The 15,488-nt window shown below is 64.1% G+C and carries 15 protein-coding genes and 1 riboswitch; of the genes, 8 read left to right on the top strand and 7 right to left on the bottom strand.

Annotation, left to right across the window (positions count from 1 at the left end; genetic code table 11):
- Entirely contained in the window at nt 1-3,108 is a 3,108-nt protein-coding gene (gene putA / locus GGR44_RS09950; RefSeq protein WP_183955432.1) for a bifunctional proline dehydrogenase/L-glutamate gamma-semialdehyde dehydrogenase PutA, read from the bottom strand.
- A 93-nt stretch (nt 3,109-3,201) separates the two neighbouring features.
- Between putA and GGR44_RS09945 the strand changes: the two genes are divergently transcribed.
- On the top strand, nt 3,202-3,681 hold the full coding sequence (locus GGR44_RS09945; RefSeq protein WP_183955431.1) for an Lrp/AsnC ligand binding domain-containing protein: 480 nt from the start codon (nt 3,202-3,204) through the stop codon (nt 3,679-3,681).
- A gap of 9 nt (nt 3,682-3,690) precedes the next feature.
- On the opposite strand, the gene GGR44_RS09940 is transcribed toward GGR44_RS09945, so the two are convergent.
- The 3 genes from GGR44_RS09940 to GGR44_RS09930 form a co-directional block, all read right to left on the bottom strand.
- Nucleotides 3,691-4,446: a hypothetical protein gene (locus tag GGR44_RS09940; RefSeq protein WP_183955430.1), complete on the bottom strand. Its 756-nt coding sequence runs from the start codon at nt 4,444-4,446 to the stop codon at nt 3,691-3,693.
- Between the two features lie 83 nt (nt 4,447-4,529).
- On the bottom strand, nt 4,530-5,558 hold the full coding sequence (locus GGR44_RS09935) for an NAD(P)H-dependent flavin oxidoreductase (protein WP_183955429.1): 1,029 nt from the start codon (nt 5,556-5,558) through the stop codon (nt 4,530-4,532).
- A gap of 237 nt (nt 5,559-5,795) precedes the next feature.
- Nucleotides 5,796-7,061: an aspartate kinase gene (locus GGR44_RS09930; RefSeq protein WP_183955428.1), complete on the bottom strand. Its 1,266-nt coding sequence runs from the start codon at nt 7,059-7,061 to the stop codon at nt 5,796-5,798.
- A 179-nt stretch (nt 7,062-7,240) separates the two neighbouring features.
- Between GGR44_RS09930 and ubiG the strand changes: the two genes are divergently transcribed.
- From ubiG to GGR44_RS09910, 4 genes are read left to right on the top strand one after another with little or no spacing between them, the layout of a single operon-like run.
- Nucleotides 7,241-7,975 (top strand): bifunctional 2-polyprenyl-6-hydroxyphenol methylase/3-demethylubiquinol 3-O-methyltransferase UbiG, encoded by a 735-nt coding sequence (ubiG, locus tag GGR44_RS09925; RefSeq protein ID WP_183955427.1) that lies wholly within the window; start codon nt 7,241-7,243, stop codon nt 7,973-7,975.
- 41 nt (nt 7,976-8,016) lie between these two features.
- Nucleotides 8,017-8,271, top strand: coding sequence for a type II toxin-antitoxin system Phd/YefM family antitoxin (locus GGR44_RS09920; protein WP_183955426.1), 255 nt, complete (start codon nt 8,017-8,019; stop codon nt 8,269-8,271).
- Nucleotides 8,268-8,561 (top strand): Txe/YoeB family addiction module toxin, encoded by a 294-nt coding sequence (locus tag GGR44_RS09915; RefSeq protein WP_183955425.1) that lies wholly within the window; start codon nt 8,268-8,270, stop codon nt 8,559-8,561. The genes GGR44_RS09920 and GGR44_RS09915 overlap by 4 nt, the downstream gene beginning before the upstream one ends.
- 4 nt (nt 8,562-8,565) lie before the next feature.
- The gene (locus GGR44_RS09910; protein ID WP_183955424.1) at nt 8,566-9,336 is read left to right on the top strand and encodes a DUF3800 domain-containing protein; all 771 of its coding nucleotides are present in this window, start codon (nt 8,566-8,568) and stop codon (nt 9,334-9,336) included.
- 192 nt (nt 9,337-9,528) lie between these two features.
- Here GGR44_RS09910 and thiC read toward each other — a convergent pair whose 3' ends face one another.
- Nucleotides 9,529-11,427, bottom strand: coding sequence for a phosphomethylpyrimidine synthase ThiC (gene thiC, locus GGR44_RS09905; protein ID WP_425511314.1), 1,899 nt, complete (start codon nt 11,425-11,427; stop codon nt 9,529-9,531).
- A 49-nt stretch (nt 11,428-11,476) separates the two neighbouring features.
- Nucleotides 11,477-11,582: riboswitch (TPP riboswitch) on the bottom strand.
- A gap of 99 nt (nt 11,583-11,681) precedes the next feature.
- On the opposite strand from thiC, the gene GGR44_RS09900 reads away from it, so the two are divergent.
- Entirely contained in the window at nt 11,682-13,364 is a 1,683-nt protein-coding gene (locus GGR44_RS09900) for a hypothetical protein (RefSeq protein ID WP_183955423.1), read from the top strand.
- Between the two features lie 61 nt (nt 13,365-13,425).
- Here the strand turns inward: GGR44_RS09900 and GGR44_RS09895 are convergent, their stop codons facing one another.
- A complete protein-coding gene (locus tag GGR44_RS09895) occupies nt 13,426-13,827 on the bottom strand; it encodes a hypothetical protein (RefSeq protein WP_246344526.1) in 402 nt (133 codons plus the stop codon).
- Between the two features lie 215 nt (nt 13,828-14,042).
- Here GGR44_RS09895 and GGR44_RS09890 point away from each other — a divergent pair, with 215 nt between their 5' ends.
- Nucleotides 14,043-14,501, top strand: coding sequence for an MEKHLA domain-containing protein (locus tag GGR44_RS09890; protein ID WP_183955421.1), 459 nt, complete (start codon nt 14,043-14,045; stop codon nt 14,499-14,501).
- Between the two features lie 56 nt (nt 14,502-14,557).
- A complete protein-coding gene (locus tag GGR44_RS09885; protein WP_343052321.1) occupies nt 14,558-14,842 on the top strand; it encodes a hypothetical protein in 285 nt (94 codons plus the stop codon).
- Here the strand turns inward: GGR44_RS09885 and GGR44_RS09880 are convergent.
- Nucleotides 14,823-15,158, bottom strand: a complete 336-nt coding sequence (locus tag GGR44_RS09880) for a DMT family protein (RefSeq protein WP_183955420.1) — start codon at nt 15,156-15,158, stop codon at nt 14,823-14,825. The genes GGR44_RS09885 and GGR44_RS09880 overlap by 20 nt on opposite strands.
- Between the last annotated feature and the right edge of the window lie 330 nt (nt 15,159-15,488).

The following is a 15,488-nucleotide window of genomic DNA, read 5'->3' as shown; positions in this document are numbered from 1 at the left end:
CTACAGATTGAGCAGCGCCGGGTCGCCCCCCTGTGCGGCGATGTTGACCGACAGGGCGCGTTCGACGGCATAGCGCATCAGCGCATGGGGGCCGCCCGCCTTGGGTCCGGTGCCCGACAGCCCCTCCCCGCCGAAGGGCTGGACGCCGACGACCGCGCCGATGATCGAGCGGTTGACGTAGCAATTGCCGGCGGGGACGAGATCGCGCACCTCGCGCGCAAAGCCCTCTACCCGGCTGTGGATGCCCAGCGTCAGGCCATAGCCGCGCGCCGCCAGCGCCCGCGCCACGGCGGGCAGGTCGGCCCGGCGATAGCGATGGATGTGCAGGATCGGCCCGAACACCTCGCGCTCCAGAAAATCGGGCGTCGGTATTTCGGCGATTAGCGGCGCGAAGAAGCTGCCCCCTGCGGGCGCATTCTCCATCGCCTTTTCATGCAGGATCGCCGCTTCGCGCGACAGGCGATCGCGATGGGCGATCAGGGCGGCGCGCGCCTCCTCATCGATCACCGGACCGACATCGCTCGCCGGATCGGCTGGGTCACCGATCACCAGAGCATCGAGTGCGCCCTTCAGCGTCTCGATCAGGTGATCCGCCGATTCCTCCGGCACGAACAGCAGGCGCAGCGCCGAACAACGCTGCCCCGCCGATCCGAAGGCAGACAGGATGACATCGTCGACCACCTGTTCCCTGAGCGCGGTCGTGTCGACAAACATGCCGTTCAGCCCGCCGGTTTCGGCGATGAAGGGGATGATCGGCCCCGGCCGCGCGGCGAGCGCGCGGTTGATGCTGGCGGCGGTGTCGGTGCCGCCGGTGAAGGCGACGCCGTCGACGCCGGGGTGCGCCGTCAGCACCGGGCCGATCACGCCGCCTTCCCCCGGCAGCAGCGCCAGCAGATCGGGGGAGAGGCCGGCGCGATGGAACAGCCGCACCGCCGCGCCAGCAACGAGCGGCGTCTGCTCAGCGGGCTTGGCGATGACGGCGTTGCCTGCCGCCAGCGCGGCGGCGATCTGGCCTGTGAAGATGGCGAGCGGGAAGTTCCACGGCGAAATGCACAGGAACACGCCGCGTCCGCGCAGCTCCATGCTGTTGGTCTCGCCCACGGGGCCGGGCAGCGGCGCCAGCCCCGCAAATTGCCGTTCGGCAAGGTCGGCATAATAGCGGCAGAAATCGACCGCCTCACGCACTTCGGCGACGCCGTCGTTCAGCGTCTTGCCGGCCTCCAGCGAGAGGAGCGCGACCAGCGAGTCCGTCTCCGCCTCCAGCGCGTCGGCCATGGCGCGCAGCGTCGCGGCGCGGGCCGGGCCGCCCGCCCTGTCCCACTTGGGCTGGGCGGCGCGGGCGGCGGCGATGGCGCGGTCCGCCATGTCTGCGGCGGCCGGCCAGACGGTGCCGATGCGGCGGCCGTCGGTGGGGCTGGTCACGGCCTCGCCATCGCCCGCCTGAAGCAGCGTTCCGCCAATGATCGGGCCGGAAAGCAGATGCTCCTTCGCCATCAACAATCGCTCGCGGTCGGCCACGGCGCGCGCTGCGGCGATGCTGTAATCGCGGCCGGGCGGATTGCGGCGGCTGGCCCCGTAGATGTCGCCGGGCGCGGGAATGCGCGGGTGGCGGCCGGGGTGCATCGTCACCGTCTCGATGGGGTCGGCGACGATACGGTCGGCGGGCACGGCCTCATCCAGCAGGGCGTGGACGAAGCTGGTGTTCGCGCCATTTTCCAGCAGGCGACGGACCAGATAGGGCAGCAGATCCTCATGCCCGCCCACCGGCGCATAGGCGCGCAGGCGCAAGGGGCCATAATGCTTCTCCGCCGCATCATAGAGCCCCTCGCCCATGCCGTGCAGTCGCTGATGCTCGACGGCGACGCCCGCGTCGGCCGCCATCGTCCGCACGGCCGCCAGCGTGTGGGCGTTGTGCGTCGCAAATTGCGGATAGAGATGCGGCGCGGCGTCGATCAGCGCGCGGGCGCAGACGAGGTAGGACAGGTCGGTCGCCGCCTTGGTCGTGAAGACGGGATAATCGGGCCGCCCGGCGACTTGCGCCTTCTTGATCTCGCTGTCCCAATAGGCGCCCTTGACCAGCCGCACCATGATGCGCCGCCCGGTCGCCTGCGCCAGCGCGGACAGGCGGGCGATGACGTCGCGCCCCCGCTTCTGATAGGCCTGCACGACGATGCCCAGCCCCTGCCATCCGGCCAGTTCGGGCGCGCGGGCGAGCCGTTCGAAGAGTTTGAGGGAGATGACGAGACGGTCCGCCTCCTCCGCGTCAATGGCGAAGTTGAGGTCGTAGCGCGCGGCCAGCCCCGCCAGCCGCAACATGCGCGGATATAGCTCCGTCCAGACCCGCTTTTCCTGCACAGCCTCATAACGAGGGCAAAGGGCCGACAGCTTCACCGACACGCCATGGCCGTTTTCCGGCCCCGCGCCATCGGCCGCACGACCCACCGCCTGGATCGCGGCGGCGTAAATCTGTTCATAGCGTTCCGCGTCCGCCGCCGTGCGCGCGCCTTCGCCCAGCATGTCGAAGGAACAAAGCATAGCTTCCTTCTTCGCGCGGGCCAGCGCCGCATTGATGGTGCGGCCGAGCACGAACTGTTCGCCCATGATCCGAACCGCCGCGGCCACCGCCTGCCGGATCACAGGTTCGCCCACGCGCTGCGTCAGCCGGGTCAGCCAGCCCTTGAGGTCGCGGCGCGGCTCATCGTCGACATCGATCAGCTTGCCGGTCAGCATCAACCCCCAGGTGGAGGCGTTGACGAACAGGCTGTCGGACTGGCCCAGATGGCTCGCCCAGTCGGCCGAACCGATCTTCTCCGCGATCAGCCGGTCGCGCGTCTCCGCATCAGGCGTGCGCAGCAGCGCTTCGGCCAGACACATGAGCGCCAGCCCTTCCTTTGTGCCCAGCGAAAATTCAGCGAGGAAACTTTCCACCACCCCCTGTTTGCGGGCCGCCCTGCGCGCCGCCTCCACCAGAGCGACGCCGTCGCGCACCGCATCGGCGCGTTGGGCAAGGGACAAGGAGGGCGCGGCGAGCAAGTCGGCGACCGCCTCCCCTTCCTCCCGATATTTGCCGTCGTCCAGACTGTCCCAGGGGGAAAATGTGGGGATCATGCGCGCTCTCCAAAGGGCTTTGTTTGATATTATGTCTTTTTCATCCGAAGGTGCTTCGTATCTTGTCCGTGAAAATGGATATGGGAGGCAAAAATGGCGTCATCGGACGAAGAAATTACCCTGGATGACGCCAATCGCCGAATATTGCGGATATTGCAGGAAGACGGCCGAATCACCAATCAGGCGCTGGCGCAGCGCGCAGGCCTGTCCCCCGCCGCCTGTTTCGAGCGCGTCAAAAGGCTGCGCGCCAGCGGCCTCATCCGCCAGTTCACCGCCATATTGGAGCCCGCCGCCGTCGACCGGGCGCTGATGATCTTCATCGAAGTGCTGCTCGACCGCACGACCGACGATGTTTTCGCCGCCTTTGCCGCGCATGTGCGCGATGTGCCCGACGTGCTGGAATGCCACATGGTCGCGGGCGGGTTCGACTATCTGCTGAAGGTGCGGGTGTCGGACATGGCCGCCTATCGCGCCTTTCTGGGCGAGATATTGGCGGCGATGCCCGGCGTGCGCGAAACCCGCACCTATGCGGTGCTGGAGGAGGTCAAGCAGACCAGCATGTTGCCGCTCTGATCCGATGCTTCAGGGCTGACCGGTGGACGTAGACGGCAGCGAGAAGGGCAAGGGCGGCGGCGGGCTACCTGCGGGCGCGGCCGGTGGCGCTGGCGGTTCCTCATCATCCGGGCCGAGCACCATCACCTGCGCGCCGAAACGCTTGCGCCATTCCGCCAGCCGCCGCAGATAATCGGCATAGGCGGCGTAAAATTCCTGAAACGGCTTTTCCAGTTCCGCCAGCGCGGTCGGCGCATAGCCGAGCAGGGCGTCGGACGTCATCCCGTTGACGATCGTGATGACATCCAGCGACTTCTGGCAAAAGGCCTTCTGCACCGGCGGCAGGGCGAAGAAATTATAGACAGTGGTGTTGAGCTGTTCGCGCGCCGCGACGAAATTGGCCTGATTGCGGCCGAAATAGATCGCCTCGATAGCATTGTTGGCGTGGGCAAGAGGGGCCGCGTGGATCCGCAGCATCTGGTTATACTGCACCCGCACCCGGTCGCCCCACTGCTGGCAGGAGAGGGCGGCGACATTCAGCGCCATGCGCACGTGCCACAATGCCTGTTCGCCGCGCATCCCGCGATTGGGGGTGATGTAGCTGCCGTCGGCCGCCTGGTCGGGCAGGTCCATGTCGGGCGCCGCGCTGTTGGGCGGGGTCGGCATGATGGTCGGCACGACCGGCGGCGGCGGCGTGGGCGGCGCTTTCTCCTTCACTGCACAACCGGCCAGCGCGAGCGCGCAGGCGAGCGGCGGCAACAGAAACAGGCGACGAAAGGCACGCATCAATGGTCTCCGGTCAGGCAGACATCGTTAATGCCCTGACCGGCGCGACAAGGGAATAGCTGTTTGCTGCAACGCAAACCGGATCAGACAGCCCGACGCTCCAGCGCGGCGGCCGCCTGCTCCATCAGTTCCGCGATGATGGCCGCAACCGGCTCTTCCTTCGTCACCATGCCGACCGACTGGCCCGCCATCAGCGATCCGCCTTCGACATCGCCGTCGATCACCGCCTTGCGCAGCGCGCCGGCCCAGTAATGTTCGATCTGCAACTGCGCTTCGCCCATGTCGACCACGCCGCCGTCCAGCAGGTTGGCGACTTCGCGCTGCTTGGCGGTAAAGGCTTCGGTGCCCGCGTTCCTGAGCGCGCGCACGGGGATGACCGGCAGACGCGGGTCGATCTGCACACTCGCCACCGCATCGCGGGCGGAGGCGCGGAAAAACGCCTTCTTGAACGCCGGGTGGGCGATGCTCTCGCTCGCGCAAGCAAAGCGCGTGCCCAGTTGAACCCCCGCCGCGCCCATTTCCAGATAGGCGGCGATCGCCTCGCCCCGGCCGATGCCGCCCGCCACGAACACCGGCAGAAGCTGCGCCATTTCGGGCAGGATTTCCTGCGCCAGCACGCTGGTCGCCACCGGGCCGATATGGCCGCCCGCCTCCATCCCCTCGATAACCAGCGCGTCGACTCCCGACCGCGCCAGCTTCTTCGCCAGCGCCAGCGCCGGGGCGAAGCAGATCAGCTTTGCGCCCGCCTTGCCCTCTCTCGGCGCCTTGATCGCCTCTATGCTGCCCTTGGGCGGCAGGCCGCCGGCCAGCACGACATGACCGACATCATGCTTCGCGCATATCTCGATCAGTTCGAACAACTGCGGGTGCATGGTGATGAGGTTGACGCCGAACGGCCTGTCGGTCAGCGCCTTCGTCGCCGCGATTTCCGCGTCCAGCAGCGCGGGCGTCATCGCGCCGCAGGCGATGACGCCGAAACCGCCCGCATTGGACATGGCCGACACCAGATGGCGCTCGCTCACCCAGCTCATCGCCCCGCAGAGAATGGCGGTGTCGCAGCCCAGAAATTCGGCGCCGCGGGCCATCAGGGAAGCGAGTTTGGCGGTAGTCATCTGTCGTAAGCCTTCGAGAATCAAAAAAGCATCTCCGAACGGGACGCCCGGAGATGGATCCCCGCCTTCGCGGGGATGACGATTGAAGTAAAGAGGGAAGCCGGCTTGGTCGATATTTGGCTCAGGCCGAGGCGAAAATGTCGCTTTTTGAGAATCGGCGCGCAGCGTGCTTAAAGCACGTGAGCACCGGAAGCGCAGAAAAGTGGCATTTGCAGCCTAGCATCAGCCAAATAGCGATCAAGCCGCCGGCGCGTCGAGGCCATAGGCCGTGTGCAGCACGCGCACGGCCAGTTCGGTTTCGTCCTCGTCGATCAGCACCGAAACCTTGATCTCGCTAGTCGAGATCGCTTCGATATTGATGCCGCGGTCGGCGAGCGTCTTGAACATGGTGGCGGCGACGCCCGCATGGCTGCGCATGCCCACGCCGACAACGCTGATCTTGGCGACTTCGGCGTCGGTGATGATGCGGCGGAAACCGATGGCGTCCTTGCGCGCTTCGAGAATGTCGACGCTGCGGGCGAGGTCCGCGCGCGGCACGGTGAAGGTGACGTCGGTCTCTTCCTTCTCCTTACTGTCATTCTGGATGATCATGTCGACGTTGATCGCGGCGTCGGCCAGCGGCGTGAAGATGCTGGCGACGGCGCCCGGCCTGTCGGGCACGCGGGTGACGATGATCTTCGCCTCATTCTTGTCATGGGCGATACCGGTGATGAGCTGACGTTCCATCTTGCTGTCCTTGAGCTTGGCTTCCAGTTCCGCGTCGCTGACGATCAGCGTGCCGGGCAGGTCATCCTGGGTGGGATCATCGAAGGAGGACAATACCTGAACGACCACGCTTTCCTTCATGGCGAGGCCGACCGAACGGGTCTGGAGCACCTTGGCGCCGACCGAGGCCAGTTCCAGCATTTCCTCATAGGTGACGAGGTCGAGCTTGCGCGCGCGCGCCACGATGCGCGGGTCAGTGGTGTAGACGCCGTCGACGTCGGTATAGATGTCGCAGCGGTCCGCCTTCACCGCCGCCGCCACCGCGACCGCCGATGTATCCGAGCCGCCCCGGCCCAGGGTGGAAACGCGCTGATCGGCCATCATGCCCTGAAAACCGGGGATGACGGCGACCTGCCCCGCCTGCATCGCGGCGACCAACGCGCCGGTGTCGATACTTTCGATCCGCGCCTTGGCATGAGCCTCCACCGTGCGGATAGGCAATTGCCAGCCCAGCCAGCTGCGCGCGTCGACGCCCATGGCCTTGAGCGTCATCGCCAGCAGGCCGCTCGTCACCTGCTCGCCAGCGGCGACGACGACATCATATTCGGCCGGATCGTAAAGCGGCGAGGCTTCCTTGCAGAAGCCGACCAGCCGGTCTGTCTCGCCCGCCATGGCGGAAACGACGACGGCGACCTCATGCCCCTGATCCACCACATATTTGACGCGCGCGGCCACGTTGCGAATCCGCTCCATCCCCGCCATGGAGGTGCCGCCGAATTTCATTACGATGCGCGCCATTTCCGTGCCGAACCCTGCCGTTGCCGTGAAAGATTATGTCGCCAGTGGACAAAAACGGCGCTCCTATTAGCAGCAGCGGCGGATATGGCAAGCAATCCGCGCGGGCGCGGGCGGCGTGGCGCATTGGTTTGCGTTGGCCATCCTGCTAAAGACCACGATTGCCAGGAAAGAAAGCGACCATGACCCCCTCAGCCCCCGCCACCATCGACCCGAAGGAAGCCGCGCATTTTGGCGCGATGGCGGCGGAGTGGTGGGATCCCAGGGGCAGCAGCGCGATGCTGCACAAGCTCAATCCGGCGCGGCTGTCCTACATCCGCGCGGCGATCGACGCGCGCTGGCCGGGGAGCGAGCATGGATTCCGGCCCTTGCGCGGCAAGCGCGTGCTTGACGTGGGGTGCGGCGCGGGGTTGCTCGCCGAACCGCTGGCGCGGCTGGGCGCGGCGGTGACGGGGCTGGACGCGGCGCCCGAAAATATCGCGGCGGCGCAGGCCCATGCCGCGACGCAGGGGATCGCCATCGATTATCGCGCGACTCCGGTCGAGGAACTGGCCGAGGACGGATTTGACCTGGTGACGTCGATGGAGGTGATCGAGCATGTCGCCGACCCCGCCGCTTTCGTGCGCGCGCTGGCGGACAAGCTGGCGCCCGATGGCCTGATGATCCTCTCCACCCCCAACCGCACGCCCATGTCGCGCATCGCCATGATCACCATCGGCGAAAGCGTCGGCGGCATCCCCAGGGGGACGCATGACTGGGGCAAGTTCATCACGCCCGAAGAACTGACCGCGCTGCTCGACGCGGCGGGGATGGAGGTGACCGACAGCAGCGGCCTCAGCTTCGACCCGCGCACCGGCTTCACGCTCAGTGACAACAAGGCGATCAACTATCTGCTGACGGCGCGAAGGAAGGGGTGATCGCCCTTGTCAATTTGTACAAATTTATGTACGAATAAGCCATGCAAACTGTCAGCGTTTCCGAAACCCGCGCCAATCTGAAGGCCGTCCTCGACCGCGTTGTCGCAGACAAGGCGCCGATCCAGATCGTGCGCCCCAAGGGCGAGGGCGTGGTGATGATTGCCCAGAGCGAATGGGAAGGGATGCAGGAAACCATCCACCTGATGGCCTCCCCCCGCAATGCGGAGCGCCTTTTGGAAGCCGTTCGCGGACTGGAAGCCGGCGGCGGCGAGGAGCATGAGCTGATCGAACCGTGAAGATCGTCTTCTGGTCCACGGCGTGGGAAGACTATCTTCATTGGCAGGACACGGACGCGAAGATGATCGCGCGGGTCAATGCCCTGCTGAAAGAGTGCATGCGCGATCCGTTTCGCGGCACCGGCAAGCCCGAACCGCTCGGCGGCAATTTGTCAGGCTGGTGGTCGCGGCGGATCAATCAGGAACATCGGCTGGTCTACAGGGTCAGCGGCACGGGCGATGCACAGGCGCTGGAAGTGGCGCAGTGCCGGTATCATTATTGGACTTCATGCACTGACAGTGTAAATTGAACAAATGCATCTCCTTTTCATCGATGAAAGCGGAACGCCTCCAAAACCAACGAACAACGATCAATCATATTTCGTTATTGCAGGCTTGGTTATTCCAGAGGACCGCTGGCAGGGAATGAACGATAAGTTGAGTGGTTTGAAGCTGCGTTTGCAGTACCGTGGCGAAGTAAAATGGCGATTCTTTGCACCAAACAATCATGATCCCGAAAATCCCATGAAAGATTGGGAACAAGACCGACGAAATAATTTCCGAAATGACATTTTCTCAATCATAACGGAAACAAAATCATGCAAGATAATTGCGTGTGTGAGTGAATCCCCTACCGCGTATGGACTCGGAAACGTAAATTCGCAAGACGATTTATATTTCAAGACATATAAACCTGTAACTGAAAGATTTCAATATCTTCTTCAGGACATAACGCGCGCGAGCGGCAGAGATACATTCGGCATGATTGTAGCAGATCACCGAGGAAAAGGCGACGATGATAGCATGCGTCATAGGCATGAAAGACTTATTCGCGAATCTGGTCAATATACATCGCAATACAAAAATTTTATTGAAGGCTTATTCTTCGCACCATCCCATTTAAGTGTTGGCATACAACTTGTTGACATGGTAGCAGGTGCTACTTGGCGTGCGCAAGCCCATAATGATCGCACATGGTTTGATAAATTGCGGACATCATTCCGATCCTCCCCTCAAGGGAGGATTGATGGTTACGGGATAGCCCGTTTTCCAAAGCGCGGTTGGCAAGGCCAGATTTTGGATTGACGCCGGGTGAGGCCATAGCCTCAACGTGCTAAGTGACGCACTCCCGGCCGCTTCAATATAGACAAAACAGCTTCGTCATTCAATCCATTCAGCGCCATGTTGGCACACTTAATCGCGATAGAAGGGCTGTTCGACTCATTCCTGGACCTGTGGCAAAGGTGGAAGGCATAAGCATCCTCCCACCCCAAAATATCAATCCCGCTCCCTATCACCCGCACCCATATACAGTTCCCGCCCGCTCTCATTGTAGAGCTTGCTCATCTCGGCCATGCCCTTCTCGGCCTCTTCGGCGGCGATGAAGCCGGTGCTTTCCTGATTCTGTTTCGCCGCAAAGTCCCTCACCTCCTGCGTGATCTTCATCGAGCAGAATTTGGGGCCGCACATGGAGCAGAAATGGGCGGTCTTCGCGCCCTCCGCAGGCAAAGTCTGGTCGTGATATTGCTCGGCCGTGTCGGGGTCCAGCGACAGGTTGAACTGGTCGCGCCAGCGGAATTCGAAGCGGGCGCGGGACAGGGCGTCGTCGCGCACCTTCGCCGCCGGATGGCCCTTCGCCAGGTCGGCGGCGTGGGCGGCCAGCTTGTAGGTCACTACGCCCACCTTCACGTCATCGCGGTCGGGCAGGCCCAGATGCTCCTTGGGCGTGACATAGCAAAGCATCGCCGTGCCATACCAGCCGATCATCGCCGCGCCGATGCCGCTGGTGATATGGTCGTAACCCGGCGCAATATCGGTCGTGAGCGGCCCCAATGTATAGAAGGGCGCTTCCCCGCACGCCTCCAACTGCTTGTCCATATTCTGCTTGATCTTGTGCATGGGCACATGGCCCGGCCCTTCGATCATCACCTGCACATCCTGTTCCCAGGCGCGCTTGGTCAGTTCGCCCAGCGTGTAGAGTTCGGCGAACTGCGCCTCGTCATTGGCGTCGGCGATGGAGCCGGGGCGCAGGCCGTCGCCCAGCGAATAGGCGATGTCATAGGCCTTCATGATCTCGGTGATTTCGTCGAACCGCTCGTAGAGGAACGATTCCTTGTGATGGGCCAGGCACCATTTCGCCATGATGGAGCCGCCGCGCGACACGATGCCGGTGACGCGCTTCGCCGTCAGCGGAATATAGGGCAGGCGCACGCCCGCATGGATGGTGAAATAGTCGACGCCCTGCTCGGCCTGCTCGATCAGCGTGTCGCGGAAAATTTCCCAGGTCAGTTCCTCGGCGATGCCGCCGACCTTTTCCAGCGCCTGATAAATGGGCACGGTGCCGATGGGGACGGGCGAATTGCGGATGATCCATTCGCGCGTGTCGTGGATATTGCGGCCGGTGGACAGGTCCATCACCGTGTCCGCGCCCCAGCGGATCGACCAGACCAGCTTGTCGACCTCGCTCGCCACGTCGGAGGCGACAGCCGAATTGCCGATATTGGCGTTGATCTTGACCAGGAAATTGCGGCCGATCGCCATCGGCTCGCTTTCGGGGTGGTTGATGTTGGACGGGATGATGGCGCGGCCGCGCGCGACTTCATCGCGCACGAATTCCGGCGTCACATAATCGGGGATTTCCGCGCCCCAGTCCTGCCCGTCGCGGACATATTCGGCAAGGCGCGCGCGGCCCAGATTCTCGCGCTCCGCCACATATTCCATTTCGGGCGTGATGATACCGCGGCGGGCATAGTGCATCTGGCTGACGTTCGCGCCTGCCTTCGCGCGCAGCGGGCGGCGGGCGGCGGCGGGGAAGCGGGCAACGCCGCCGCTGCGGTCGGGGCCCTTCATGCCATTGTCTTCGGGCTTTATTTCCCGCGCGTCATAATCCTCGACATCGCCGCGCGCCACGATCCAGTCGCGGCGCAGTTTCGGCAGGCCCGCCATGATGTCGATCTGCGCGTTCGGGTCGGTGTAGGGACCGGACGTGTCATAGACTCGCACCGGCGCTTCGCCGCTGCCCGGCTCCAGCGCGATTTCGCGCATGGCGACGTTCAGGGGACCGACATGAATCTTGCGGCTGCCCCGGATCGGACCAGTGGTGACGTTCATTGCGGCCTCCCGGCCGATAACGCCTCCGGCGTCGGGCATCTCGGTACGGGCGGGAATATCGGCCATCATGCTCTCCATCGCGGCGCAGGGCATGGCGTCGGTCCTGTGCGGCGCCTGCCGCGACCAAAACCCTCCCTCCGCCGATATTAGTCGGTTCAGGTTCAGCGGGTCGCGGGGCGTAACGCCCGCCTCTCAGCCACATGGCTCCCCGGGGAATGGGGGGAAGATAGGGAAGTCGGCGGGCGGGGGCAAATGCTTTTGCGTGGGGGCGATGAGGAGGCGCGCTTGTGCGAGGGCGACGGGTGGGCGATAGTGGGGGGATGGCGGGGATTGGATCGCGCGAAGAACTGGAAGCGTGGCTTAAGGACAAGCCGCGCGAATGGGCGCAGGTCATTGCTGCGCGCGCGGCGTTGCGGGCCCTGCCGTTCGGGCTGGGTGTGATACCCGGCCGCGATGGGCTAACGGATCGCTTCGCGCTCGCTCTCTTCCGAGCTACCGCAATATCATGGGCGGCGCGCAATTTTCCCACCTATGATATCGTCTCCGCCGCCGCCAAAGCCGCAGCCAACGCGACCGCAGCCGCCAACGCTGCAGCAGCCAACGCCGACGCTCGCGCCACCATCGCCGCAGCCGCCAATGCCGCTGCCATCACCGCCACTGCCAACGCCACCGCCCGAGCTGCAATCGCAGCCGCCAACGCTACGTCCGTCAAAGCCGACGCCAAATTCTGGAAAGCCGTGGACGCCGATTGTGATCGGCTGACGAAGCGGACGGACATGAACGGAGCAGCGCATGCGATGAACGGTCTCCCGCTTTGGCTCAGCCCGGCGCCCGACGTATGGGCCAGAGCGCTGGATAGAAGAAGCGGTGCTCTGCTTGACCACGATCCCAGCTTCCAAGTCTGGACAGACTGGTACCTGCGCCGGGTTGATGGCCTGGATGCCGCTTTCGACATTCCCGGCGACATCAACCGCAAGGAAGACAAAGCCATCCTCGCCCGCCTCGCGGACGCCACGGATGAGGATTTCTGGGGCAAGGGCGCGCACCATGTGAACACCACGCTGCAAGGATGGATCGACGAGGCGCGGGCGGCGGCTGAATTGCCTTTGCCCGAGCAGGAGGATGGCGCGACCGCCTATGACCTGAACGATGCGGGCCAGGTCGACCGGCTGCCCGCCAGCGATCAGCAGCATCTGCGCGATGCGCCGGACCAGCGGCGCAACTATGCCGACATTCGCGAAGCGGCGCAGGAACTGGCGGAGGAGGGGCAAAGGCTTGGCGGACGCCTGCGCCGTGCGCTCGACCGCTTCCTTGCGTCCTTGCCCGAAGCGTTCGAACAGGCCGAAGCCTATCTTGTCTGGCGCGACGGCAATGCGCTGCGCCGCATCCATCGCGCCCACCGGCTGGTGGCCGACAGCCGGGAGCCCGACGACGCCAGGCTGGACCCGATGGTGGGCGAGATGCTGGGCGGGCTGATCGACCTTTATAACCTCTTCGCCTTTGGCGATGACGGCTTGCGGACGCTGGACGAGCGCAGGGTCGCCGCGCAGGAACGGGCGAGGGCCGATGTCGAAAGGGCGGCGGCAAAACCGCTGGTGGAAGCCGCCCTGCGCGCGCCCGATGTGGCGACCGCCCGCGCGCTCGACGATCTGAAGGCGGAAACCGAAGCCGAAACCCTGCCGCCCGGCGACCCCTATGCCGATCAGGCGGCCGATCAGGCAAGCCGGGTGCGGCGCAACTGGTTCGCGGCGCTGCTGTCGGGCGGGAAGCGCGCGCTCAATGAACTGAACAAGAGCGGCAAGTCTGTGCGCGTAGGCATCGAAGGCGCCGTTGGTGCGACGATCATCTCAGATTTAACGGGCGTTACGCAGATTTATCGGCCTGTTCTGGATTTCATCAAGGACAATGCCGAGGCGCTCACAAATTATGCCGTCATTGCTTATGGCAACAACCCTGCTGTGGCTCGCTTGATCGAGGCAATCCTCAAATTATGGCCATTCTGATCGGCAGCGGGATCCCGGCTCTTCGGCCGGGATGACGGAGCGCGGACGCTCCCTTCACCGCTCAATGAAAACTCATCATCCCCGCCACGACCAGCACCGCGCCAACCAGGGTCGTGAAGATGGACCAGCCGCGATGCATGTGGGTCAGGCATTTGACCCAGAATTGCGAATAAATGTCGCAAAAGCCCAGGATGACCAGCGCCTCTATCATCATCAGGCCGCCCAGCGCCTTCATCACGCAGGCCAATATGTCGTCGGGGAGCCAGGGGTTGAGGAAATAGACCGCCGCGCCGACCATCATTTCCAGCATCCCCGACAGGAATTGCAGGGTCGGCGACGCGACGATCTCACGCACCATCACCTGCCATGTGTCGGGTTGCCGCAGCGCCCCCACCCCGACGGACAGCGCCGCCAGCCCCAGCAACAGGGCGGTCCATGCCGGTGCGTTGGCCAATCCTTCCATGATCATCTCCCCAAAATCCCCTTTTGCGGCGAGCATGGCGCAGGATCGGGCAGGGGTCCACAGGGATGAATACTTAGAGCATTTTCAAGATGACCGTATCCGGTCATCGGCTCGGAAAATGCGGCAATCAAAAACAGGAGCATTTTCGCTCATAGTGAAAATGCTCTAGCCGCCTGCGGCTTGCGCCATGGGTGTGGCCCGGCCATGAACGGCGGATGGACGATGCGCCCGCCCTCTATCGCAACACCGCCGGGCGGATCGCGCTGATCGCCGACAGCTTCGCCCGGTTGCTGGGACGGCCGCTGGTCGATGCGGGGCGCGATCCGGTGGCGGCGCTGTGGAACGCCCCCTGCGCCATCGTCGCCCATGGCGTGGAGGCGGACCCGATCTTCTTCTTCGGCAACCGCGTCGCGCTCGCCCGCTTCGAATGCGACGTCGCGACCTTCACCGCCATGCCCTCGCGCCTGTCGGCGGAGGCGCCGCTGCGCGAGGAACGGCAGGCGCTGCTCGACCGGGTGCGCGACCATGGTTTCATCGACGATTATCGCGGCGTGCGGATTTCCGCTCGCGCGCGACGCTTTCGCATCGAACAGGCGATCGTGTGGAACCTGATCGACGACAACGGGACGCTGCACGGGCAGGCCGCCTGTTTCGACCGCTGGACAATGGTTTGACCTAAAGCACGGGCGGAACACTGGACAGCGACGCGCGGAGCATCGAGAAGGGGGGCGTGGACGAGCATGACCCCGAAAGCAAGGCGGCGCGCAAGGCGTTGCGGCATGAATTGCGGATGGTGGCGGTGCGGCCGCGCCGCTGGGGGCTGTGGCTGTTGACCATCGGCCTGCTGCTGATGCTGGCGCCCGGCGCATGGGGCGTACACAGCCTGTGGGGATGGTCGCCGCTGTTCCTGGGCATGGTGGCGGCCTGCGCGTCGGCGCCCTTGCTGGCGATCAGCATATGGCTGCGGCGGCGCTATGCCCGGCAAAGGCGGACGCTCATTTCCCCGCGAAGATGAAGGCGACCGCCCCCATCAGGCAGGCAAAGGCGCCCAGATGACGCCAGGTGAGCGGCTCTTTCAACACCAGCACCATGAACAGACCGAAGACGAGGATGGCGATGGCTTCCTGCGCGACCTTGAGCTGGCCGCCGCTCCAGCCATGGGCATAGCCGATGCGGTTGGCCGGCACCGCCAGGCAATATTCGATGAAGGCGATGCCCCAACTGATGAGGATGACCACCAGCAACGGCTTGGTCGCGCCGCCCTTAAGGTGCCAGTACCAGGCGATGGTCATGAAGATGTTCGACAGGAAAAGCAGGGCGATGGTGGGCATGGCTATCGCTTAGGCCAAAGGGCTGCTCCTGTCGCCTTTCCCATGTCTTTAAAAAAGAAGCGAAAGGGGGAGAGCCAGCGTCACCCGACAGGCTCGATCCCCCGTTGCATTCGCATCGCCTTGCCGGTCTTCCCGGCGGCATCTCTCCCATGATTTTATATGGCGCTGCGTTTGCGCGATCAGCCTTAGCGAGTCGCGACGATAAAAAAAAGGCCGGTCAGAGACCGGCCGTGAAAGTTTTAGGAGAGGATGCCTGAAAGGCACGCTCTATGTGTTGGAAATCCGCCATTGCTGCAACTGCGAAAAATCGCAGGGCGATTGCAAAAACTG

The sequence above is a fragment of the Sphingobium fontiphilum genome (assembly GCF_014196635.1).
Classification (GTDB): domain Bacteria; phylum Pseudomonadota; class Alphaproteobacteria; order Sphingomonadales; family Sphingomonadaceae; genus Sphingobium; species Sphingobium fontiphilum.
This window is presented reverse-complemented; position numbering and strand designations above follow the sequence as displayed.